A 23,119-nucleotide genomic window follows, 5' to 3' on the forward strand; every position below is an offset into this window, starting at 1 on the left:
CCGGGCCCATGCGCCGATCGCACCGGTCCAGGCGGTGTACTTAATGACGGATCCGTCACTCTCCTTTCGTTGCCATCTCGCCCTGTGCGCCCCGGCGCATCCGGACGGAAAAACCGTCGAGCCTGCCGTAGAACCAGACCGCCGACGACGACAGGAGGCAGGGCAGGGCAGGCCCGAAGACTACGGCCAGGCCGGGCCAGGACCAGCAGGCAAAGGCCATAAGGGCCAGACCGAAAGCCAGGACCACACTCATCCAGGGACGCGCCAGAACCATCTGGACCGACCTGACCAGAATCCAACCGACCCCCTGGTCGTAGAGGGCGAATAGGACCCAGGACAGGGCAGTGGCCAGAATCATGAAGACCATGAGGCAGAAGAGGATGCCGGAGACGAAAACCCCGACCCTGCCTGTCCGGTGAAAGTTGACGATCCAATAATCCCCCAGCAGGAGGGCCCAGATGGCCGCCTGTGCCCAGCCGAAAATGTTGGCCCCCCTGAGCTCCTTCTTCCACAGACGATGGAAGGTCCGCCAGGTCTGAGCGATCCCCCACTCCCTGTCCTCATCTGTCAGCCACCTTCTGAAAACCCCGCAGGTTGCGGCCAGGGAGGGGAAGAAGCCTAGTAGGACAAGCCCCATGATGGTGTGTGCCAGCAGGGCCAGGTTGGTGATGAAGGCCACCAGGACCAAGCGGGCCGCCTGCTCGTATCCGAGGGCGAATCTTTGCATGCTTTCTCCTTTTCCGGGTACAGCCATGGCTGTCCGGCCCATATCCGACCTGTCTTTGCTCCCCGTCAGTAGGACGGTCCGGTGCAGTCAGCCTTTGATCGCCCCAATCATGACCCCCTTGTTGAAGTACTTCTGTATGAAGGGGTAGATGACCAGGAGAGGGAGGGTGGAGACGATGATCACCCCGTATTTGATTTGGTCAGCGAACTCCTGCCCGTATCCGGCACCGGCCGTCGAGCCCGACCCCCCCTGGAAAGCCTGGTTGGACAGGAGGATGTCACGCAGGACAATCTGCAGGGGTTGCTTGTCGTAGGTGCGTATGTAGACCAAGCCGGTGAAGAAGTCATTCCAGTGCTGCACCAGGTAGTACAGGCCGATGACGGCGATGATGGCGGAACTCAGGGGGATGACGATCCGCGTAAAGTAGCGGAAGTACCCCACCCCGTCGATCTGAGCGGCATCGTGGAGGTCCTCGGGGATGGAACTCTCGAAGAAGGACCGGGCGATAATCAGGTTGTAGACATTCAGGGCCTGGGGAATGACGAAGACCGCCCAGGAGTCCAGGAGACCAAGCTGTTTGTAAAGGAGGTAGGTCGGGATCAGACCGCCGTTGACGAACATGGTAATCGTGAAGAAGAGCATGATCAGGCGGCGCCACTTGAACTCGGGCCGGGAGAGGGCGAAGGCCGCCGGCATGGTGACCACCAGGTTCAAGACGGTGCCTGCCACAGTGTAGATCAACGTATTCCGGTAGCCGTTCCAGATCCTGTCATCCCCGAGAATCTGCTGTAAGCCGTAGGCCGAAATGCCCTTGGGAATCCAGGTGACCTGGCCTGTGTTGACCAGGGTCTGATCAGAGACCGAAGCGATGATGATGAACCAGATTGGGTAGAGGATGGAGGCCACTATCAGCAGCAGGATGAGGACGATGATCAGGTCAGCCAGCCAGTCTCCCAGCGTCTTCCCCCCGATAAGCCGTCTGACCCTGCGGGCCCCGGAGCGTGCCATGTCTTGCGTGTTTTCCATTTTGTTGTCTTCCTCCCCTCAGAAGATGCCGGTGTGAGACACCCTCCTGGAGATCTGATTGGCGATGACCAGGAAGACGAAGTTGATGAGCATGTTGAACAGGCCGATGGCTGTGGAATACGAGAATTGATTCTGCAGGATGCCGATCTTGTAGGTGTAGGTCGATATGACCTCGGAGGCTGGCAGGTTCAGGGTGTTCTGCATAAGGAAGACCTTTTCGAAGCCTACGTTGAGCACACCGCCCATGTTCAGGATCAGGAGGACGCCGGCCGTGGGCATAATGGCGGGTATATCGATGTAACGAATAAGCTGAAAACGGCCTGCCCCGTCCATCTTGGCTGCCTCGTAGAGGGCCACGTCGACCGAACTGAGGGCGGCCAGGTAGATGATCGAGTTCCAGCCCATATGCTGCCAGACCTCGCTGATCCAGTAGATGGGCGTAAAGGTGCTGGGATTGCCCATGAAGTTGGCGTTGTCGATGTGGAGGAAGGCAAGGAAACGGGTGAGCAGACCCGTGGAGGGGGTAAGGAAGAGGTTGATCATGGCCACAATCACCACCGTAGATATGAAGTGCGGCATGTAGGTGATGGTCTGTACGAAGCTCTTGACCTTGGTGGAATGGATCTGGTTGATCAGGAGAGCCAGGATGATGGGGGCGATGAAGCCCATGACCAGAGTCCACAGACTGATCCTGATCGTGTTGACCATGAGGGGCTTGAACATGGGTGAGGCGAAGAACTGCTTGAAATATTGGAAACCCACCCAGTCGCCTCCGGTGAGGCCCTTGGTGAAATCATACTTCCTGAACGCCAGTTGAATGCCATACATGGGACCGTAGTTGAATATGGCCACGAACAGTATGGCAGGAAGCACCATGACCCATAAGGGCCAACAGCGCTTCAGGGAAGATTTATACCCCCCCCCCCCCCGCGAGAAAGAGTCTTATGTGCCTTGGCGGGTTTGGAGGAGGCGAGACGCGCGGTTTTACCGGAAGTCTTGGCCTGACGGTCGACTTCTACATCGGTTCCGTTCATGCTCAGCCCTTCTATGACTAGTATTGCTCCCATCCGGCTCAATCCTTGAACCTGAAGGAATCCACATTCGGCAACTGTGCCGTCATGACAAAGTTAGTTTATCTAACGTTGTAAAAAAAGTCAATTCAATCCTTGCCGCCTGTAGGTGTACATGGAAAGCGTCCGTCTGCGGAAAGCGACGAACCCGGTCACCACCAGGAGCATCTCCACTTAGGCGGGTCATCCTTCCTTGGATGGTGCCGGCCATCTGCTACAAGGCCGACTGGCTCGTGCGGATTGCAAGATGGACCACCTATCGATGCTGGCACGCGATCATCCCAGGCCTCATCGTGCTGGCCTCCCTCCTCTTCTTGTCCCTATGGATGACCTTTCAGGGTCCCTTACGGGTTCTGACAAATTGACACGTGACCGCCAAGCCAGATATGAGGGGTCCAGAAATCCGGAAACCAAACACATCAATCAGGCCGACGGGAAGAGTCACCCTCCTGCCGACCTGATTAAATGGTCAGGGTCGGCGGGCGGCCCACAGACCGATCGAGATCAGAGCCCTTTCAGACGGCATTGGCCTGCACAATCCGGCAATAGCGCCTTCCCGAATCCTTCCAGATCCGCTCCTGGGTGTCATAGTCGACCCTGATCAGCCCGAAGCGCTTGGTGTAGCCCAGTGCCCACTCAAAGTTGTCCAGCAGGGACCAGGCGAAGTAGCCGGTAACCCGGGCCCCTTCATGGATGGCCCGGGCCACGGCGCGCAGGTGCTCCTCCAGATAAGCCACTCGCTGAGGGTCGTGCACCCCTTTGCCTCCAGGGAAGGACGGATCCGAGCTGACCTGGTCCTCCCAGGCAGAGCCGTTCTCGGTGACCATGAGCTCCAGCTTCGGAAAACGCCCCGAGACCTCCATAAGTAGGTCGGTCAGCCCCTGAGGCTCCTGGTTCCAACCCATGGCGGTCAACGGCCCCCGGGGAGGCAGTGTTTCGACCATATCCTGTGCAGGCATGGGGTTGCGCTCGGAACTGACGCCGCTTCGACCCCGCACGTGGTTGGTCGAATAATAGTTGATGCCCAGCACGTCCAAAGGCTGATGAATTTGCTCCAGATCGCCATCACGGACGAAACTCCAGTCAGTGATACCCTCAGCGGCATCGTGGATACGCTGGTCATAGGTGCCGGCCAGCATGGGACCCAACCATACCTCATTGGCGAACAGGTCAGCCCGGGTTTTGGCTGCCAGATCCTCCGGATCGTCATTATCAGCCCGGTTGACCTGCAGGTTCAGGGTCACCGATATACGCGCCCTGTCACCCAGTTCGGCACGGATGGCCTGTGCTCCCAGCCCGTGGGCAAGATTCAGATGATGGACCGCCGCAAGGGCCTGCCCATAGTCGCAGATGCCTGGAGCGTGGCCGCCGTTGCCGTAGCCCAGATAGGCCGAGCACCAGGGTTCGTTGAGGGTCGTCCAGGTCTGCACCCGATCGCCCAGAGCCTTGGCCAGGACGGCCGCATAGTCGGCATATCGCTGGGCGGTGTCACGATTGGCCCAGCCTCCAACCTCCTGCAGGTACTGGGGCAGATCCCAGTGGTAGAGGGTGACCACAGGCTTGATGCCGTTGTCCAGCAGCATGTCCAGCACCCTCCGGTAGTGGTCCAGGCCAGCTTGGTTGATGGCACCGCCTGCCTGCGGCACAATCCGAGGCCAGGCCACAGACAGCCGGTAGGCCCCCACACCCATTTGCTTCATGAGTGCAATGTCCTCGGGGTAGCGGTGATACTGATCGCAGGCGATGTCGCCATTGGACCCATCAACTATTCTCCCCGGCTGCCTGCAGAAAACGTCCCAGATGGAGTCTCCTCTGCCGTCCTCATGCGCCGCCCCCTCTACCTGGAAGGATGCCGTTGCCGTGCCCCAAGTAAAGTCCTCAGGGAAGGCGAGCTGTTCGTCATTGACCATATGTCCACTCCTCAATCGCGTGAGCCTTCCTGCCTATCTTTGCACATGAGGACCGACGACAAGACCATGGTCGACAGCCCATAAGTCCGGCAACGATGGGTTGTGTTGTCCTCGCAAGAAATCAGACCGACGGGTACCGGGTGCCGGGACTGGCTTGTTAAAGTGTGTCTCGGTTCTGCAAATGCACACATCGACGGAATGGAACACGATTCATGGGGTTCGTCAACTGGCTCATCAACCTGCTCAAAGATCCGCGCAGCGCCATCGCGGGGTGGATTGCCATGGGACTGGTACCCACATATGCGTTCATCTTCCTGATCATCTTCATCGAGACCGGCGTGGTTTTCATGCCCTTCCTGCCAGGAGACTCCCTACTCTTCGCCGCCGGCGTCTTCGCCCATGACCCGTCCAGCGGGATGGCCTTGGATGTGCTCCTTCCCGTCGTCTGGCTGGCCCCCATCCTGGGCGACCAGAGCAACTACTTCATCGGACACTTCTTCGGCCGGGCCATCGTCCGTTCCGGCCGCGTGAAGTCACTGACCCCCGAACGAATCGCCAAGACCGAGGGGCTGATCGACAAGTGGGGACCCCTGGCCGTGGTCCTGGGACGCTTCCTTCCCTTCATCAGGACCTTCATGCCCTTCATATCGGGCATTTCCGGAATGCGCTGGAGGCGCTTCACCCCATTCAGCATCCTGGGCGGCCTGATATGGTCCACCCTCTTCACCCTCCTGGGCTATTTCTTCGGCGGCATCCCTGCAGTCCAGCAGCACTTCGAGCTGGTCATCATCCTGATTCTGGTCATTTCGGTCCTGCCCACGGTCATCGGTCTGCTCAAGGCCAGGTTCGGTCATAAAGCTCCCTCAGAAAAAACCAGCTCCACGGCGGACTGATGTCTGACCTGTGATATTTTGCGTTTGGCCAGGGCACACGCTAAAGTAAATTTCTGTTGTTCGGCTACGGTCGGGCAACGAATGGGGCTGTAGCTCAGTTGGTAGAGCGCTTCGTTCGCATCGAAGAGGTCGGGGTTTCGACTACCCTCAGCTCCACTCTCGCAAGAGATTCCGCTGTAGTAAATCTGCGTTCCACATATATTGACCTTGAGTCTGTGCAGTTCCTGCAGCAGATACTTGCCTAATTCACATCAAACCGACTCCCTTATTGAAAGGCGTGCATTTTCTGCCCTGCTAGGAATACAGATTGCAAGGATGACGATTTACCGATGCAAAGCCAAGCTCATACTCCCTGGGCTGCATAATCTGATGAGTCAAACGACCTCATGAACCACCAAGGGTGGGGAGGGGGGTAAATGCGCTTACGGCATCCAAACTGCGTGTCACGATTATTGCAACAGAAACACGCTTGGCCAGAAATCGCGGTTGCCCAATGACGAGTGGAACGTTTGCCGAATCAAGAGTTCCAATCGGCTCGTCCGCGAAGACAATCCTGGGCTGGAGGTGGAGTCACATGCACTACAGCGGCTCTCAGTTGTTGCCTTCCAGACAAATTCAGAACAAAGTCATGAATACAATCAGCAAGTAATTAGCAAGGCCCAACAGCTGCAAAATAAATCCGGCTCGCCTCACATCAATGCCCAAACCAGCAAACTGGGCAGAAATAAGAACATTCTCGAGCACAGTCATCGTCAACACAGGATTCAGGACCAGGCGAAAGTTGGTCCGACCGCTTACTTGAGATGATATCCATCGCCAGGCCGACGAGAGACGGCAAATCACCAACCACCGACGTTCCTTCATAGGGATACCCTTGAGGCCACAGCGGCTCAGGCCACAGACGAAATCGCCGTTGAGTCCTTCAACTTTCCGCTTTGTCTGTATCTTCACCGCAGGAGATCGGGCCAGATCCGGCCAATGAACGAGAATACTTGTCAAAGCGCGAATCGGCTGAATGAAGCTGGCTCAGGTGCAAGCGACCGGCGCTTGCGCTCACGTGAGATTCTGTCGCCAGGCTCCTCACGCCTAAAGATCAGGCTTACGGCTATCCCCATCAGCCTTCGGGCCTTCCTTCGCTATTTGTCAGACCTTGGCATAAATCCGCCGGCTTCCCCTAAGCACAGGCACGCGGGGTCCGCATACAAGAAAAGCGTAAATGGTTCTATTAAGTCACTGGGCAGGACATCGGGGATTCGCCCAAGATGACGCTCGGTCATCGTGGGCGAATCCCCGTTATCTTGGCACAGAACATACGATGCCGTCAGAAGCGATGATCCTCCAGATAGTCCCTGTCCAACTGAATGCCGTGTCCAGGACCAGTGGGAGGCACCCAGAAGCCATCCTCATCCACATGCCCCGAGGATTTGAAGATCCGCAGATCCGTCCAAGTGCCGCCATCCGTGACCTCGGAAGCATAGATGTTAGGAATGGTCGACAGGAGGCTGGCACTGAGCTCGAAGACGAAATGCGGCGTCATGGGCAGATTGTGGGCCCTGGCCGCTGCAGCAATATCCAGGTAGCCGGTGATACCGCCCACGCGGCCCAGATCCGCCTGGACATAGTCGCAGGAACCTTGCTCAAAATACTGATTGAACTGATTGAGGTTGTATATGTTCTCGCCCATGGCCAGCGGGGTATTGACCCTTTCACGTAGAATCCTATGCCCCAGAATATCGTCTGAAGGCAACGGCTCCTCGATCCAAAGCAAATCCAGATCATCGAACTTTTTGAAGGCACGCAAGGCGGCCGGCAAATCCCATCCTTGGTTGGCATCCACCGCCAGGGGGAAGCCTGGCACAGCCTCCTGGATGACCTTCAGGCGCTCTACATCCTCTTCGATGTCGGGTTTGCCCACCTTGACCTTGGCGGCGATGAATCCCTTGGCCTTCCAACGCTTGACCTGATCCACAATCTCATCCGCCGATAGATTCAGATTGATGCCGGACCCATAGAGCGGGACACGATCGCGCACCTTGCCCAGCAGATCATATAGAGAGACGTCAAGGGACTTGGCGAGCAGATCCCAATAGGCGATATCCAAAGCGGACAGGGCGTGGGTGGTTACACCGGCCCCACCTACATCGTGAATGTACTTCCACGAGCGCAGCCAAAGCGCGCGAGGGGATACGGGCAGGCCAATCACATCGGGGATCATCTCCCTCACCAGAGCGGCGATGGTGGCCCCGCACCAGCCGGAGGTATGGCTGAACCCCGTGCCGGTGATCCCATTGTCTGCCGTGACATCAGCAACGACGACCTCTATGTTCTCGACATGGTGGATCTGGTCGCCCCATGGGCCTTCCGGCAACGGAACCCGGGCGGTCGTCAGTTCTATTTTCTTGATTTTCGGTACTTGGAACATGGTGATAATTCCTTTCTTATCGACGCCTTTTCATAGCGTCACATCGCATGTTGATCCAAACGCGCCTATCCTTTGCAGACAAAGCGTTCCAATCAGCGAATCAGTCTTTAGATCCGGTCGCCTTGGCTTCAGCCGACTGTATGGTCTCCGCATTGACCGCGTGACCGAAGGTCTCGGGCAGAATGAAGACTGCGGCCAGGAAGGCCACCACAGGACCGATAGCGATCAGCAGGGTGGCTTTAGGCACGCCCAGCCGGTCATAAAGGGTCGGGAACACCCAGAGGGTCAGGAAGGAGGCCAGCTTGACGAAGACATAGGCAATGCCTGAAGCGGCTCCTCTATAGGCCGGCTTGGCCACCAATGAGGCGATGGTCATTCCACTCTCCGAAGACCAGTAATGGCCCCAGAGCATGATGCCCGATCCGGTGATGATGATGGCCATACTGGTCCGGGTGATGCCGAAGACCATGACCAGAATGCCGATGGTCACCAGGCCGAAGCCCCATTCGCTCAATCCCTTATGCCCCAGTTTGGGCAGGGTAAGAGGTCCTACGAAAGCGGAGATGGAGGCCAGCAGGTAAACGGCGAACATGGCCATATTGTTTTGAACGAGGGTCGCTATGCCCAGGCCGGCCAGGATGGTAGGCAGATAGAAGGAGAACGAATAGTTCTCGAACGCCTGGACGAAGCAGGATATCCAGGCGAATATGGTGCTCCTGCGACTGAATCTGTCGCTGAAAAGGTCCGAGATGGCCTCACGCCAGGAGGGCTGGGGAATATGCATATCATGATCAGGCAAAACGTCAGCCAAAACATCCTTGCCATAGTATTCGTTGGCCACCTTCCGGGCCTTGACGAAATCACCATGCTCCACAAGCCAGACGGGGGTTTCGGGCAGGCCGGACCTGACCAGCAGAAGCAGGCCGGCAGGGATGGCGGGCACAGCCAGGACGAACCGCCAGGTCAGGTTGGCCGGCATCTTGCTCAGCTCAAAGGCGGTGACCAGCAGAATGGCGCATAAAATCCCCAAGGAGAACATGAACTGCCATCGGTTGCCCATGATCTCGCGCTTGCCTTTGGGCAGGATCTCCATCATATAGGTAAAGCCGTTGGCCACATCGGCCCCTACAGGCAGGCCGGCAAAGCAGCGGATGATTGCCAGAACCCACATGTTGGGCGAAAGCGCCTGAAGAACGGCACAGACCGCAAACATGCTCATGGAAGCCAAGAAGATGTTGCGACGCCCAAACCGGTCGGTCAGCCAGCCGCCCAGGATGGAACCGACGATGGCACCGAGCTGGGTGCCGGCTGCCGCGAATCCAAGCAGAAAGCTGCTGGGGTGGAAGACATCCTTGAGGTGGGTCATGATGAACGACATCGAGTAGATATCCCAGGATTCGATCAACAGAGCCGTCACCATGAGCCAACCGGCCCTCGAGGAGTGCTTGGCCTCCTGTCTGTCCAGAATGGCCTTGGCCCTGTCAAGGGTCTGGTAAATTGATAAATCCGTCATTGGACTCCTTTGTTCGCTCCGGCGCTCGGTCTGAGCCCATTGACTGTTCTCCTGCCCGATGCCAGAATCAGTGCTTCATTGCGTAACTGATATATTACTGATATATTAAAGGCGAAAGACAGCGGTGTCAATTTGGGCCGTCCAAGAGGCTTGGCGAAAGCTGACCGCAGAAGACGACCAACGGTGCACGAACACACCTGGAAAGGCGGATAAAGAATCATGCAAAAGCCTTGGGATGATTTGGATCGACGAGCCATCAACATGGCCAAGGTGCTGACGGCTGATGCGGTGGAGCGGGCCGGTAATGGACATCCGGGTTCGGCCATATCCTTGGCCCCAATCGTCTACGCCCTCTATCAGCGGTATTTGACGCATGACCCGACCGACCCGCATTGGCCCGGCCGCGACCGGTTCATCCTCTCCGGCGGCCATGCATCCCTGGCTCAATACACTCAGCTCTTCCTGGCCGGCTACGGCCTGACGCTGGATGATTTGAGAAACTACCGGTCCGGCGCCCACACACGGACTCCAGGCCACCCCGAGCTGGGTGTCACCCCTGGTCTGGAGATGACCACCGGTCCGCTGGGACAGGGGTTGGCTTCGGCCGTAGGCTTCGCATATGGCCAGCGCTATCAGCGCGGCCTGCTGGATCCTGATGCCCCCAGGGGTTCCTCTCCCTTTGATCATCGAATCTGGGCCATATGCGGAGAAGGCGATCTGGAGGAGGGCGTGAGCGCAGAGGCCTGCTCATTGGCCGGAGATCAGTCCTTGGACAATCTGACCGTCATCTATGACGCCAACCATATCCAGATTGAAGGCGACACCAGCATGGTCCTAGGCGAAGATGTATGCGCACGTATGCGCGCCTACGGCTGGTACACCGACTCCATCGATTTTGTCCAGCCGGACGGTAGCTACAAAGAAGACCTGTCTGCGCTGTCCCGCGCCCTGGATCAAGCAGGCGAAATCACCGATCGCCCCAAGTTCATCAAGGTCAACACCCTGATTGCTTGGCCGACCCCAGGTTTGACCAATGATGCCTCCACCCACGGCTCGCCTTTGGGCGCAAAGGCTCTGGCTGACCTGAAGAGCCTTCTTGGATTTGATCCCAATGAGGACTTCCCCATTGACGAGGAGGCTCTGGCGCACGCCCGACAGGCTGCGCAACGCGGGGTTCGAGCCCACGCTGATTGGGATCGACGCTATAGACAGTGGCGAAAGGACAATCCCAAGCGGGCCGCTCTCTACGACCGCATCCGTAGGCACGAGCCGCCTAAGGAGCTCGACAGCGCCATCGATGAACTTGAAAACGAGTTGCATGTGGGAGATTCCGTGCCGGCGCGACAGGCTTCAGGGCGCGTGCTCAACGCCATCGCCCCGATCATGCCTGAACTCTGGGGCGGATCCGCTGATCTGGGCAGCGCCTGCATGACTGATCTGGAAGGAGCGGACTCCTTCGCTCCCGCCGGTCGGGCCACTCGCCAGTTCCCAAAGGCCAATCCTTATGGCAGACAGATCCACTTCGGCGTCCGAGAATTCGCCATGGGGGCCATTACCAACGGCATCCTGTTGGACTCGGACACCAGGCCCTTTGGCAGCACCTTCTTCCAATTTGCCGACTATGAGCGGCCGGCGGTCCGGTTGGCCGCTCTGATGGACATTCCCAATATCTACATCTGGACCCACGATTCAATCGCCCTTGGGCAGGATGGCCCGACACACCAGCCAGTCGAGCATCTTGCTGCCATGAGGGCCATCCCCCGTCTGGCTGTTGTCCGCCCTGCCGATGAATTCGAAACGGCAGAAGCCTATCGACACATCTTCGAAAAAAGCGACACACATCCCACGGCCATAGTGCTCAGCAGACAACCGTTGCCCAACTTGGCTGCAACCGCAGCTCGAGCCCGCCAGGGCGTATCCCGTGGAGCATATATCCTCCAAGAGCCCGAGAACCGTTTGGACATGCTGATCATGGCATCAGGATCTGAGGTGCAGCTGGCTCTGGAGGCAGCCAACCGCCTGGCGATCGAAGGCATCGGCGCCCGCGTTGTCTCCGTGCCTTGCATGGAATGGTTCGAGCAACAGGACCAGGATTACCGCAGCTGGGTCATGCCGGAGGAGATACGAGCACGAGTAAGCGTCGAAGCCGGACTCGCCCTGTCCTGGCACCAGTATCTGGGAGACGCAGGCAAGGCTGTTTCAGTCGAGGACTTCGGACTTCAGGGAGACGGCGAAAGCAATCTCATAGACTACGGCATCACCGCTGACCATGTAGTGGATGCAGCACACGCGTCCCTGCTTAAGGTCGGACGGTGCGGAAGAAGATGCTATCAGCGGAAGTAATCGGCATGAACCCTGCTGGCCTGTAGATAGCTGATTCGCGAATTGTGCAGATGGGCGCGGATGGCCTCCACCGCGCCTTCCTCGTCACCATTGAGCGCTGCATCGATGATGGCTATATGCTCTTGGCAGGAAGCCTCGTCCCTCCCCTCCTGATAAGGCAGGAAAACACGGGTGCGCTGGCTCAATGCCAGCAGGGTGCTCATGAAGGCAAGCAGGTACTTGTTCCCTGCCTGCCTGGCGAAATACATGTGAAAAGTGTAATCGAAGTCATCCTGAATGGAGACCGGCTTGACTGATCCACGCTCCAGCCTGGTATTGGCGGCCGCACGGTAGCTCCGCAGGGTCTGGGCATCCAGATGAGCGAAGGCTTGATGCATGAGATAAGGCTCGACCAGCATCCTGCTATCGAGCATGTCGTTGAGGTCTTTAAGAGAAAGCTGGCTGACGATGATCCCCTTGCGCGGAAAAACCTGGACCAGACCCTCCTCAGCCAGCTTATTGATAGCCTCGCGTACAGGTGTGCGGCTGAATCCCAGTCGGGCCGACACAGCCTTTTCGTCAATCAGATCACCAGGTTTCATCTTGCAGAAGACGATCTGATCGCGCAGGTAATCGTAGGCCAACGTGCGCTTACTTACTGACATCGGATCCTCCTCTTTTCCCTGCTGGAGACCAGGCACGCCGTCAATACCGATTTTATGCCAACCGAGGCTTGGGAATCATGATTGCCGCTAAACGGATCAGCGCCGGGAAGCAGAGCGGAAAGGATTATCGTCACGGCGATGGTGGCGATGACCGCGGCGGAATCCCCGACGGTCTGCATCAAAACGGGAGCCGGCGCGACCGTTGCCGTGCCCATGATCATGACCATGGACACGCCCGCTACTGTCGGCATGACGATGGCCTCTGGTCCGGCCATCCAAGGGACCATCCTCACGATTGAATGCCGATCGGTCATCTGACCGCCTGGAACGGGAGGGCCGGCGATCCCGATCTCGACCTGCAGCCCGGGCCTGGCCGCCGCGATCAAAGCGCCTGTTTGCGCGGGAACGGCCCCGATGTCCGCTGCGGCCGCCACGCCCGCTACGAGCAGGGCGACCAGCGGAAGCCTGCGGCTGCTCGGTCTGCAAGGACCAGCCGTGTACCGGCTTGGCCACGGGTCCTACGAGCTCGGTAACCTCGGACGAATCGGCAGTCACCTGAACCGGCTTGGCATCGATATGGGCCATGCGCAGCATCCGTCTAGTGTCACGCCACTGGTCGGGAAGAACCAGGGTGACCACGTCCCCGGAACGACCGGCCCGGGCCGTGCGCCCTGACCGGTGAAGGAAGGACTTGGGATCGGCCGGTGGATCCACTTGGACCACAAGGTCTACGTCGCTGATATCCATACCGCGGGCGGCCACGTCGGTAGCCACCAGGACTTTCACCTCACCCCGGGAAAAAGCCTCCAGGTTGCGATCGCGCTGGTTTTGGGAAAGGTTGCCGTGCAGCTGTGCAGCCGGAATGCCGTTGTCGATCAGGTTCTTGGCCAGCTTCTTGGCCTGGAATTTGGTCCGGGTGAAGAGGATGCGCCGTCCTGTACCCGAGGCCAGCCTGCGCACCAGATCGTGCTTGGCTGCCTGGGTGGTGCGGAAGATGTGGTGGGTCATCAGATCCACATGCTGGGTAGCGGAATCCACCTCGTGAATCTTGGGGTCCTTGAGGAAACGCTTGACCACGGCATCCACACCGTGATCCAGGGTGGCCGAGAAGAGCATGCGCTGACCACCCGGACGAACCTGGGCCAGAATCCGCTCCACAGCTGGCAAGAAGCCCATGTCGGCCATCTCGTCGGCCTCGTCCAACACGGCGATCTCCACTTCCCCCAGACTGAGCTTGTGCTGGCGGAGCAGATCCTCCAAGCGACCCGGACAGGCCACCACAATCTTGGCCCCGCGCCGCAGGGCATCGACCTGACGACCCTGGCCAACCCCGCCGTAGACGGTGCAGGTCCGCATGCCGTAGGCCTGAGCCAGGGGGTTGAGAACCTCGTCGATCTGATTGGCCAGCTCGCGGGTGGGAGCCAGGACAAGACCGCGCGGGCGGGGCAGACTGTCTGAACCGGCGACACCACCGCGGCCATGGCGGGTCCGTCCTCCTTCGCAGGCAGCCAGTTGAGCCACCAGAGGGATGCTGAAAGCCAGGGTCTTGCCGGAACCGGTCCGGCCCCGTCCCAGAATGTCACGGCCAGCCAGGGCATCAGGCAGGGTATCCCGCTGGATGGGGAAGGCCCTGGTCTTGCCGTCCTTGCGCAGGACGCGAACCAAGGGCTCAGGCACCCCCAGCTGGTCAAAAGTCATAGGTTCTACGGCAGACTGGCCGGAATTGGACGAATTGGAATCGGGCATGGATGAAGCAGTCACAATGACCTTTCACAACAGGGAAAACGGTACTGTCGGTCGACAGTTCGCAGGCCGCGTGCAAAGCAGAGAATGACGAATTTCGCGCAAGCGGTTTCCCCGTACTCAAAGCATTCAGGCGACAATCAGCCGTCGCTCTTGGGCGAGCGGCCAACCTGTACACCATAGCACAGGCCCCGCACCCATTTCAGGAGCGTACGCTCCAGACGATCAACGATTTGGAATCAGTCGGATCGGCCTCGTCATGCGTCGTGTCCTGCCGCCAGAGCCTGGCCCTGCTGGACCGCCTGACCTCGACGACCCGGCCATCGGTGGCAGCGGCAAACATACTGGATCCCTGTGACTGATGGGAGCGGCGCAGCTGGCGCCTCAGCTGACGATTCTCCTCGGCCAGGGCCAGGATCCTGGTTACACCTGCCAGGTTGATGGACTCGTCCTGGCTCAGATGCTGGGCCTGGCCCAGCCGGTCCAGATCCCGCAGAGAGTAACGGCGCGCACCCCCCTCGGTACGTTCCGGCACAATCAGACCCAGCCGGTCGTATTGGCGCAGGGTCTGCGGATGGATGTTGGCCAACTGCCCGACCTGGCCGACGCTGAAGACCGGCAGCTCGATGTCCAAACCGGCATCGTCGGCAGCATCCAGGCTGATGTGTCCGGCCACCAGTCCGCGAGCGCAGGCCAGATAGATCCGCCTGGTCTCGGGATCCACCCTGACCATAATCATCACTCCTCTCCGCTCTTCGTTCCGACTTGATCCGGCATCCGGATCGTCATATCTTCATGCGCTCCCCGGCGATCTGCTCGTCGAAGTCGCCACTGGACTTGGCAAAGTCGCGCATGGCCTTCTTCTGGGCCATACCCAGCCGACCGGGCATGCGGATCTCTATCCGTCCCACCAGGTCGCCCTTGCCGCGCCGGTCCTGAACCCCCTTGCCGGCGATACGAATCTCGTCGCCGCTGGAGGAGCCAGCAGGAATCCTGAAGGTGACGACCTGGTCATCGATGTCCCGGGTCTGGACCTTGGCTCCCAGGGCCGCCTCGGATACCGTAACCGGCAGGGTCATGACCAAATCCTTGTCCTTCATGGTGAACCGGTGGCTGGGCTGGACGCTGATCTGCAGGTAGAGGTCGCCATTGGCGCCCCCGTCCCTGCCAGGCCGACCCTTGCCAGCCAGCCTGATCCGCTGACCGTTGCGAACCCCGGCGGGGATATGCGTCTTGAAACGCTTGCCACCCACGCTCAGGGAGACCGTAGCCCCCTTGACCGCCTGACGGAAGGACAGACCGATTTTCGAGTTGCGATCCTCGCCCTTGACGGGCCTGGGCCTCGCCTCCTGGTAAGCGGTCCGACCGCCACCGCCGGCACCCCCACCGAAGGAGGAGAAGATGTCAGCGAAGTCCGGCTGTCCGGAACCATCGCCGAAACGGATGCGGGTGCCTCCTGGCGCCCCGGCCCCGCCGAACATGGAGCCGAAGATGTCCGAGAATGCATCGGTGTTGAAACCACCCTGGCCGGAGCCGCCGGCGAACCGGGCTCCCCCCATGCCGAACTGGCGGATGGCATCATACTTCTGGCGCTGCTCCTTGTTGCTGAGCACGTCGTAGGCCTCGGAGATCTCCTTGAACTTCTCCTCAGCCTCCTTGGTCTTATTGAGATCGGGATGGTATTTGCGGGCAAGCTTGCGGTAGGCCTTGGTGATCTCCGCTTCGCTGGCGTCCTTGGAGACACCAAGGACCTTGTAATAGTCCTTGCTCAGCCATTCATTCTCAGCCATCCATGTCTCCTTTCCTCATAAGCTACGAATATATCGAATTGGAATCCGCCCTTTCGCGTGCGGCGGCGGGCGGGACCATAACCCACCCAGCCGCCGCATGCGAAGGCGTCGTTCAGCCTGCGGAAGGTCCGCAATCACCGTCCCTGCTACTGCCCGGGCGAGGTCACCACTACCCTGGCGGCCCGAATCACCCGGTCGCCGATCCGATAGCCTGCCTCGACGACCGTGTCAACGGTCTCTTTCTTGGCATCGGGGTCCGGCTTGTGCAGGATGGCCTCATGCTTGGTGGGGTCGAAGTCCTCGCCTTTTTCGCCGAACTTCTCGACACCGAACTTCTCGAAGGTCTTGTCGATCTTCTTGGCCACAGCCTGGAAGGAATCGTCCATCTGCCCGTGCTCCCTGATCCGGTCAATGTCATCGAGGGCCGGAAGAAGGGCGGTCAACACATCCACGATGCCATGCTGGCGGAAGATGTCCTGCTCCTTCTTGGCGCGGTTGCGGAAGTTGACGAACTCGGCCCGCTCGCGCTGGAGGGCCTCCAGGTAATCGGCGGCCTCCTTCTTGGCCTGGCCCAGAGGGGTCAGCCCCTCTGATCCCTTGTCGGCACCGTCTTCCTTGGCCGAGTCAGCATCGGTCTTGTCATCAGCATGAGCATCTGCTGACGACGCATCCTTGGCGGAGGAATCCGACGAGTGCTGGCCGGCCGCCCGGCCATCGTCTGCAGCGCTCTTGCCGGCATGACGGCCGCGGGCCGCTTCCTGATCGGGCGTAGAGGCGGCGTCAGAGGCCTTGGCCTCATTTCCGTCCGGTTTGCCGGCGGCGGCCGGGTCGCCCTTCAGCGGCCCGGCATCATCCTTGTCGAAGGCCGACATGTCACTCGCCGTCCTTCTTCTTGTCGTCGTCGTCCACGACCTCGGCATCCACCACGTCGTCATCGGCGGACGAGGAGGAGCCTGCACCCGAGGCAGCACCGGCGGCGCCTGCAGCGCCCTGGGCGCCTGCAGCATCCTCGGAGCCCTGCTGGGCGTAAAGGGCCTGGCCGATCTTCTGGGCAGAGGTCATCAGCTCGCTCTGGGCGTTCTTGATCTTGTCCATATCCTCGCCCTTCAGAGCCTCTTTCAGAGCGTTGACCTTGTCGGTGACCTCCTTGGCCACCTCGTCGGAGATCTTGTCCTTGTTGTCGTTGACCAGCTTCTCGGTCTGGTAGGCGGCGGACTCGGCGGCATTGCGGGTGTCGGCGTCCTCACGACGCTGCTTGTCCTCGGCCTCGTGGGCCTCGGCCTCCTTGACCATGCGGTCGATCTCGTCCTTGGGCAGAGCGGAGCCGCCTGTGATGGTCATGGACTGCTCCTTGCCGGTCCCCTTGTCCTTGGCGGAGACGTGCACGATGCCGTTGGCGTCGATGTCGAAAGTGACCTCGATCTGAGGAACGCCGCGCGGGGCCGGAGCGATGCCCGTCAGCTCGAAGGTCCCCAGAGGCTTGTTGTCACGGGCGAACTCACGCTCGCCCTGGTAGACCTGGATCAGCACGGAGGGCTGGTTGTCCTCGGCGGTCGAGAAGACCTCGGACCGCTTGGTGGGGATGGCGGTGTTGCGGTCGATCAGCTTGGTCATGATGCCGCCCTTGGTCTCAATTCCCAGGGAAAGCGGAGTCACGTCGATCAGCAGCACGTCCTTGCGGTCGCCCTTGATGACGCCGGACTGCACGGCAGCGCCGACAGCCACGACCTCATCGGGGTTGACGGTCTGGTTGGCTTCCTTGCCGCCGGTCAGTTCCTTGACCAGGTCCTTGACAGCAGGCATACGGGTGGAGCCGCCGACCAGCACCACGTGATCGATGTCCTGAACCGAAATGCCGGCATCGTGCAGCACGTTGTTAAAGGGCGTACGGCAACGGCCCAGCAGGTCGGAGGTCATCTCTTCGAAGTGGGCCCGAGTCAGGGTCTCGTCCAGGTGGACTGGAGTCCCGTCGGGGGTCATTGCCAGGTACTGCATGGAAATACTGGTGGACGAGGAGGAGCTCAGCTCCTTCTTGGCCTGCTCGGCGGCCTCCTTGAGCCGCTGCAGGGCGATCTTGTCCTTGGACAGATCCACGTTGTACTTGTTCTTGACCTCGCTGACCAGCCAGTCGATGATCTTCTGATCCCAGTCGTCGCCGCCCAGCTTGTTGTCGCCGTTGGTGGCCTGGACCTGGATGGTGGAGAAGCCGTCGTCGTCCTTGCCGATCTCCAGCAGGGAGACATCGAAGGTGCCGCCGCCCAGATCGAAGACCAGGATACGCTCATCCTCCTTGCCCTTCTCCAGACCGTAGGCCAGGGCCGCAGCGGTGGGCTCGTTGATGATGCGCAGGACGTTCAGACCGGCGATTTTGCCGGCATCCTTGGTGGCCTGGCGCTGAGCGTCGTTGAAGTATGCAGGGCAGGTGATGACCGCGTCAGTGACGGGTTCGCCCAGATAGGACTCGGCATCCCTCTTGAGCTTCATGAGGATCTGGGCCGAAATCTCCTGCGGGGTCCACTTCTTGCCGTCGATCTCGACGGACCAGTCGGTGCCCATGTGACGCTTGACCGAGCTGATGGTCCGGTCCACATTGGTGACGGCCTGACGCTTGGCCACTTCACCGACCAGAATCTCGCCGGACTTGCTGAATGCCACCACTGATGGCGTGGTACGCGCGCCCTCAGCGTTGACGATTACCGTGGGCTCGCCGCCCTCCAGGGTTGCAATGCAGGAATTGGTGGTTCCCAGATCGATACCAACTGCACGTGCCATACTCGTTACCTCCTGATGTAATTGAGGCGTGGGTTCTGGCCCCGCACCTCATCGTTCACGTTCTCCGCTCGCGCTTCGTTCGTGGTCCCGATGGCCGGCTCCCGTCGGCCCGGGCAAGCAGCCATCATGACCACTCCGAAACTTGAGCCTATATCACTCAACTTCTTCTGGCAAATATTATTCCCAACTGCGTGAACGATTCCTGCTTTAGTTTCAGATGGTCACTTTCTTATGCGACGTAGGAACGCATTGCATGATTTAAAATTGCGCTCTTAACCATGACCAAGCCTCCAGGCGCCACCAGAGCAAGCAAAAAAAGACCGCGTGGCATAACAGCCACCGAGGCGAATAGAAGTCCGAAAATGAGGCAGTCAAGCATTACAATTACTAAGGTATATGGCCATTTAGTTAGTCCGAAAATCAATGAATTCTTCAATGTTCCCACAACAGAGTTGGCAAATCTCGCCTGTAACCACCAAACCCACTCAAAGCTGATTACCCAAAAACAGGTAGCAATAAGCTGCGGAGCCAGTAGCGCCCATGAACGCACGACAATCCAGAGGACTATCAAAGCGGCGCCAGGAATACCAAGAATCAGCCACAGGATGGTTGCTTGTTTAAAGTTGCTTTTAAAGGCAGCGAAAAAATCTTGTGTCACATGTCCAATCCCCGCCAAAGACCTCCTGGCTGCATAATTCGCGGCGACCAGAGCAGAGCCTGCAGTAATCGCGGGCAACGATGCCACAATCATCAAGATAGTTATCCATACCGCATCAATAACCGTCGATAGTCCACGCATGAAGGCTGACTCTGGCGAAAGAATATGCATAATGTTCTTTTCGACGTCACCTAGGCATCAGCAGATTTGGATCAGGCTTTTCAACAACAGTCGGAAAAGGCAGATGCGGTTCTGTTTGATACCAATAAGCCACAGTGGCCACATCATCCTCCCGCTCGAACATTCCGCTCTCGCGGCCTCCTATCTGTTGCCATGTGACCCGTAAATCCTGATGGAAGATAATTGGGTCCATTAGGTGCCATCGATACATTCCCCGAACTACAGGACCTGAGTCATCCCAATAATCGCTGACTTCACCCCCAGAAGTCCGCGAATAGAATGGGTAGCCCATGAAGGCCCTGTTATAGGTCTGTTCATGCATGGCATATTTATTATTCTCCGATCGAAAACTCCAAGCACCACCGAAATAATCCTCCGCACCAGTACTGCACCAGGTAGGAAATTGGTTATCCCCATCGATGAAGAATTTAAACTCACCTTCGCCCCACCATCGTGATTGCAAAGCAGTAAGGGCCAAATAGGTACCCACATATATTCCGTCACCCGCTACGCCCTCAAGCACGGTGTAATCCTGCTGTCTAGTAGTGACAGGTTCCCGCCGCCATTGAGCGTGAAACCTCATCAACCCGTCAGGCAGTGCATCATTAAGTTCATAATCGATCTGATAAAAGACTGATTGCACATCCTCGTCGTGGTTGTTAACCAGCACGATTCTGGCCGCGCTGAACGGCATGGGGAAGTAACAATTAAATCCTCTCGTTGGGTTAACGCAGATAGGTAAGGAGTCCACCAGAGCACTCCGTCCATGTCCACAGCAGAAGAAATCACCCAGAGGAGAGACGACCGACGGTCTCTCTTCACCATCCCAATAGATTTTAATCAAGAGATTCCGAAGAACATACAAGCCCTGTGGCGAAGTGGCATCCGTGACAGTGAACCACATATGCTTGATGATCCCCGGCTCCTGAATATCTGCAATGGTAACTGTTTCGCCGCGGCGCAGAACTGGCAGACTGGGATGCCCTTTTCTGGTAAACCCTAAAGGACTGCTTGAATTTCCAGCTTCCCCTTTGCCCCCCTGAGGATTTTCCCCATTTATGCACCTCGTCACACCATATCTTGGCCTCAGCAGGCGATAAAGCAGGTCATTCTCGTTTGCTTGCACCATCAATTGCACCAATCGCTTTCTCATTCGTCCAAACTTATTGTCGGCTATTAATCGCTTATGAAATCGCGATAGTCATATCAACCCGTTTCCGCGGGCCCACTATCTGTTTCAAAACCACTGAAGAACTGTCGAACAGCCTGACCAGCTGAGCTTCCATCCTCCTGCTTGAACCATTGATTTTGACATCTTCAAGCATGGAATTTGCGGGCATGCAAAGTTGTAGACGAGCATGGATATCGCGGCCTGTGTTGTTTACTAGGCTAAGTTTTTCGCCGTCCACCACAAAATCCACTGTGCCGTCCAGGAAAGCGAAACCTGTGAGACTGGCCTTGCGCCAAGGCAGATACGGCGCAAAACTTACAGAACTGGTTTTCGCATCGGCTTGTATTCCGAGAATGTCATGGAGTATGAGACTCACGAATTCACCACCGCACCAGCCGCACTTTCCCAGACCTCGTTTTACTCGATTCGCATCCGGCTCGTCATGTTTAAATGGCCACCACCAAAACGACCCATCTAAATCGGTCGTCCTACGTATTGCCGCAAAGGCCTGCAGAAGATCCTTACGATTCCTTGTCCGTTTCAATAAACACAGGTGCCCAGGATATGAAACGCCATTGCTGCCGTCGAAATCCCAGAAATCAATGCCACCGGAGATGCGGGCATAATATGGATTCCCTACGCTATGAGCCCAATACATATGGTTGATGATGCGGCGATCATCACGTTTGGTAAAACCATAAACGCTTGCAAGAGCTAAATCACTTTCCTCAGCATCATGAATTGGCACCAGAGTGCCATCGACATATGCACCTTCCACGAACTGCTCACCCTGACCAAAGGACCCCACGCACAGCGTTTCAATGGTCTCCACTAGTTGTGAACGAATCGACGACAGCGTCTCGATCGTGCTGTTATCAAACAGGGCATGGAAATCTTCAATTAAGGCATCTGCAGCCCTCCATGCAAGCATATTGGATCCTGTATGAAAATCCCCGCGAGATAAGCCATCGGAAATAAAACGCGTGGCATATAATGATCCTCGAGCAGGCCGGTCGGCGATCATGCACCTTGCAAGTTGATGAAGATAATCGACAATCACCGAATCAGGCTGATCTACGAAGTCGTAGCCATAACGTCGACAAATCATCGAGAGGACAACTGCGCCCATGCAGGCGTTGCCCAAAGAGTGCCGATACGATGATTCACCTGCTTGGCCTTCATCAGTGGTACCCCACGGCTCGCCAGGAGCACTGGCAGCGCAAAGATATTTAGCACACTTATATGCCAACTGTGGATTCGTATCCACTAAGCCAATAGCCGTGTAGGAAAAATCCCTCATCCATACGTCGGGTTTCGGATTGACATTAGACCCCCAGAAAGAGCCTATGACCTCACCGTTTGCAAGCTGGAGGACACTCTGTCTTGCTAGTTCAGCCGCTCGAGTCAGCTCCTCACCAACCCAAGGCTCTTCTGGTACTTCTAACACTCCTTGTGAGCCCACGGACTCCAAGACTTTCCCAAGTGCGCAATCCATTTCCTCAAGAGTTACCACTGAAAGTGATGGAAGCACGCTGACGCCGAATCTGCAAATGCAGCCGATCTGTATCATCTGTCCGGCATCAATGCTCATCTGGCAGCTGCCATGGTTATCGGTATTACCTTCAGCAATCAGCGTTACGTCCGTTACCAAATCCGGCCACTTTGATTGACCTGATTCTTCGCAATCCAACTCAATACCCAACGTATGGGACGAATCACTCTGATTTCTCACCTCAGCCAGCAGGAAAACAGCACTCGCCTTTGTCTCATAGACAGCTGGCACGAATACCCGCAGCATCACCTCGACATCGCTCCGACAGAAGCAAAAAACAGGAACGACGCCTTTCTCGAAGCTCAGCGAAGGCTGTTGCAAAGGTCTACCGTCAATCGACATGCACAATCCGCAATGACCATCGAAGTATGCCAATTGTTTTTTAGTGTATACGCCTGGGGCATCAGAACCCCGCGCGTCCTGAGACCCCACACCGACTACTACACGACGAACGAATGCCGAACGATCTAGCGAAGCCAAAAGCCGATTATTGGAAACATCTACACAAAATGGGTAATCATTATATCGAGGTATCTCCTCCTCGGGCATATAGTCGTTTGGCCATTCCAATCCTGCTGCAGCATACAATGAAGACCGGTTACGGGCACCGCCTTTGGCATCATAGCCCATAGAGACTAACTGGCCCATTATTGGCTGTGAATCTCTTATTCCACTCGATTTCCTGCTGGTTACTTCACCCACAGC

The 23,119-nt window shown here is 57.7% G+C and carries 15 protein-coding genes, 1 tRNA gene and 2 pseudogenes; 3 read left to right on the top strand and 15 right to left on the bottom strand.

The window, feature by feature from the left end:
• Positions 1-55 precede the first annotated feature (55 nt).
• The 4 genes and pseudogenes from ACUIAF_RS05485 to ACUIAF_RS05500 all read right to left on the bottom strand — a co-directional run bounded on the left by ACUIAF_RS05485 (position 56) and on the right by ACUIAF_RS05500 (position 4,733).
• Positions 56-727 (bottom strand): YesL family protein, encoded by a 672-nt coding sequence (locus ACUIAF_RS05485; protein ID WP_445338067.1) that lies wholly within the window; start codon positions 725-727, stop codon positions 56-58.
• An 87-nt stretch (positions 728-814) separates the two neighbouring features.
• A complete protein-coding gene (locus tag ACUIAF_RS05490; RefSeq protein WP_445339168.1) occupies positions 815-1,735 on the bottom strand; it encodes a carbohydrate ABC transporter permease in 921 nt (306 codons plus the stop codon).
• A 36-nt stretch (positions 1,736-1,771) separates the two neighbouring features.
• Positions 1,772-2,656, bottom strand: a pseudogene (locus tag ACUIAF_RS05495) (ABC transporter permease); the annotation flags it as partial.
• Between the two features lie 682 nt (positions 2,657-3,338).
• Positions 3,339-4,733, bottom strand: coding sequence for a GH1 family beta-glucosidase (locus ACUIAF_RS05500; protein ID WP_110416730.1), 1,395 nt, complete (start codon positions 4,731-4,733; stop codon positions 3,339-3,341).
• Positions 4,734-4,945: 212 nt separating this feature from the next.
• On the opposite strand from ACUIAF_RS05500, the gene ACUIAF_RS05505 reads away from it, so the two are divergent.
• Entirely contained in the window at positions 4,946-5,626 is a 681-nt protein-coding gene (locus ACUIAF_RS05505; RefSeq protein ID WP_445338069.1) for a VTT domain-containing protein, read from the top strand.
• A gap of 83 nt (positions 5,627-5,709) precedes the next feature.
• Positions 5,710-5,782, top strand: a tRNA-Ala gene (locus ACUIAF_RS05510).
• A 1,165-nt stretch (positions 5,783-6,947) separates the two neighbouring features.
• Here ACUIAF_RS05510 and ACUIAF_RS05515 read toward each other — a convergent pair.
• On the bottom strand, positions 6,948-8,048 hold the full coding sequence (locus tag ACUIAF_RS05515) for a mandelate racemase/muconate lactonizing enzyme family protein (RefSeq protein WP_445338071.1): 1,101 nt from the start codon (positions 8,046-8,048) through the stop codon (positions 6,948-6,950).
• 100 nt (positions 8,049-8,148) lie between these two features.
• Positions 8,149-9,561, bottom strand: coding sequence for an MFS transporter (locus ACUIAF_RS05520; protein WP_445338073.1), 1,413 nt, complete (start codon positions 9,559-9,561; stop codon positions 8,149-8,151).
• Positions 9,562-9,780: 219 nt separating this feature from the next.
• Between ACUIAF_RS05520 and ACUIAF_RS05525 the strand changes: the two genes are divergently transcribed.
• Entirely contained in the window at positions 9,781-11,904 is a 2,124-nt protein-coding gene (locus tag ACUIAF_RS05525) for a transketolase family protein (protein ID WP_110416725.1), read from the top strand.
• Here the strand turns inward: ACUIAF_RS05525 and ACUIAF_RS05530 are convergent.
• The 9 genes and pseudogenes from ACUIAF_RS05530 to ACUIAF_RS05570 all read right to left on the bottom strand — a co-directional run bounded on the left by ACUIAF_RS05530 (position 11,892) and on the right by ACUIAF_RS05570 (position 23,116).
• Positions 11,892-12,548, bottom strand: a complete 657-nt coding sequence (locus ACUIAF_RS05530; RefSeq protein WP_015021211.1) for a GntR family transcriptional regulator — start codon at positions 12,546-12,548, stop codon at positions 11,892-11,894. The two genes, ACUIAF_RS05525 and ACUIAF_RS05530, sit on opposite strands and share 13 nt — an antisense overlap.
• A gap of 123 nt (positions 12,549-12,671) precedes the next feature.
• Positions 12,672-14,294: pseudogene (locus ACUIAF_RS05535) on the bottom strand (DEAD/DEAH box helicase); the annotation flags it as partial.
• A gap of 199 nt (positions 14,295-14,493) precedes the next feature.
• Entirely contained in the window at positions 14,494-15,024 is a 531-nt protein-coding gene (locus ACUIAF_RS05540) for a heat shock protein transcriptional repressor HspR (protein WP_198216511.1), read from the bottom strand.
• Positions 15,025-15,076: 52 nt separating this feature from the next.
• Positions 15,077-16,081 carry a DnaJ C-terminal domain-containing protein gene (locus tag ACUIAF_RS05545; RefSeq protein WP_110416722.1) on the bottom strand — a complete coding sequence of 335 codons (1,005 nt, stop codon included), beginning with the start codon at positions 16,079-16,081 and terminating at the stop codon, positions 15,077-15,079.
• Between the two features lie 146 nt (positions 16,082-16,227).
• Positions 16,228-16,953, bottom strand: coding sequence for a nucleotide exchange factor GrpE (grpE, locus tag ACUIAF_RS05550; RefSeq protein WP_445338074.1), 726 nt, complete (start codon positions 16,951-16,953; stop codon positions 16,228-16,230).
• Position 16,954: 1 nt separating this feature from the next.
• Complete coding sequence (gene dnaK, locus ACUIAF_RS05555) at positions 16,955-18,853, bottom strand: molecular chaperone DnaK (protein ID WP_445338075.1); 1,899 nt, start codon at positions 18,851-18,853, stop codon at positions 16,955-16,957.
• A gap of 229 nt (positions 18,854-19,082) precedes the next feature.
• Entirely contained in the window at positions 19,083-19,682 is a 600-nt protein-coding gene (locus tag ACUIAF_RS05560) for a DUF624 domain-containing protein (RefSeq protein WP_445338077.1), read from the bottom strand.
• Between the two features lie 16 nt (positions 19,683-19,698).
• The gene (locus tag ACUIAF_RS05565) at positions 19,699-20,820 is read right to left on the bottom strand and encodes a glycoside hydrolase family 172 protein (RefSeq protein ID WP_445339169.1); all 1,122 of its coding nucleotides are present in this window, start codon (positions 20,818-20,820) and stop codon (positions 19,699-19,701) included.
• A 55-nt stretch (positions 20,821-20,875) separates the two neighbouring features.
• Complete coding sequence (locus tag ACUIAF_RS05570; RefSeq protein ID WP_445338078.1) at positions 20,876-23,116, bottom strand: hypothetical protein; 2,241 nt, start codon at positions 23,114-23,116, stop codon at positions 20,876-20,878.
• Between the last annotated feature and the right edge of the window lie 3 nt (positions 23,117-23,119).

This window comes from Bifidobacterium sp. ESL0822 (genome assembly GCF_052606675.1).

Excerpts from the sequence above, each read along its gene's own strand:
- ACUIAF_RS05485 (WP_445338067.1), bottom strand. The coding sequence starts at position 727 with ATGCAAAGATTCGCCCTCGGATACGAGCAGGCGGCCCGCTTGGTCCTG.
- ACUIAF_RS05490 (WP_445339168.1), bottom strand. The coding sequence starts at position 1,735 with ATGGCACGCTCCGGGGCCCGCAGGGTCAGACGGCTTATCGGGGGGAAG.
- ACUIAF_RS05500 (WP_110416730.1), bottom strand. The coding sequence starts at position 4,733 with ATGGTCAATGACGAACAGCTCGCCTTCCCTGAGGACTTTACTTGGGGC.
- ACUIAF_RS05505 (WP_445338069.1), top strand. The coding sequence starts at position 4,946 with ATGGGGTTCGTCAACTGGCTCATCAACCTGCTCAAAGATCCGCGCAGC.
- ACUIAF_RS05515 (WP_445338071.1), bottom strand. The coding sequence starts at position 8,048 with ATGTTCCAAGTACCGAAAATCAAGAAAATAGAACTGACGACCGCCCGG.
- ACUIAF_RS05520 (WP_445338073.1), bottom strand. The coding sequence starts at position 9,561 with ATGACGGATTTATCAATTTACCAGACCCTTGACAGGGCCAAGGCCATT.
- ACUIAF_RS05525 (WP_110416725.1), top strand. The coding sequence starts at position 9,781 with ATGCAAAAGCCTTGGGATGATTTGGATCGACGAGCCATCAACATGGCC.
- ACUIAF_RS05530 (WP_015021211.1), bottom strand. The coding sequence starts at position 12,548 with ATGTCAGTAAGTAAGCGCACGTTGGCCTACGATTACCTGCGCGATCAG.
- ACUIAF_RS05540 (WP_198216511.1), bottom strand. The coding sequence starts at position 15,024 with ATGGTCAGGGTGGATCCCGAGACCAGGCGGATCTATCTGGCCTGCGCT.
- ACUIAF_RS05545 (WP_110416722.1), bottom strand. The coding sequence starts at position 16,081 with ATGGCTGAGAATGAATGGCTGAGCAAGGACTATTACAAGGTCCTTGGT.
- grpE (WP_445338074.1), bottom strand. The coding sequence starts at position 16,953 with ATGTCGGCCTTCGACAAGGATGATGCCGGGCCGCTGAAGGGCGACCCG.
- dnaK (WP_445338075.1), bottom strand. The coding sequence starts at position 18,853 with ATGGCACGTGCAGTTGGTATCGATCTGGGAACCACCAATTCCTGCATT.
- ACUIAF_RS05560 (WP_445338077.1), bottom strand. The coding sequence starts at position 19,682 with ATGCATATTCTTTCGCCAGAGTCAGCCTTCATGCGTGGACTATCGACG.
- ACUIAF_RS05565 (WP_445339169.1), bottom strand. The coding sequence starts at position 20,820 with ATGGTGCAAGCAAACGAGAATGACCTGCTTTATCGCCTGCTGAGGCCA.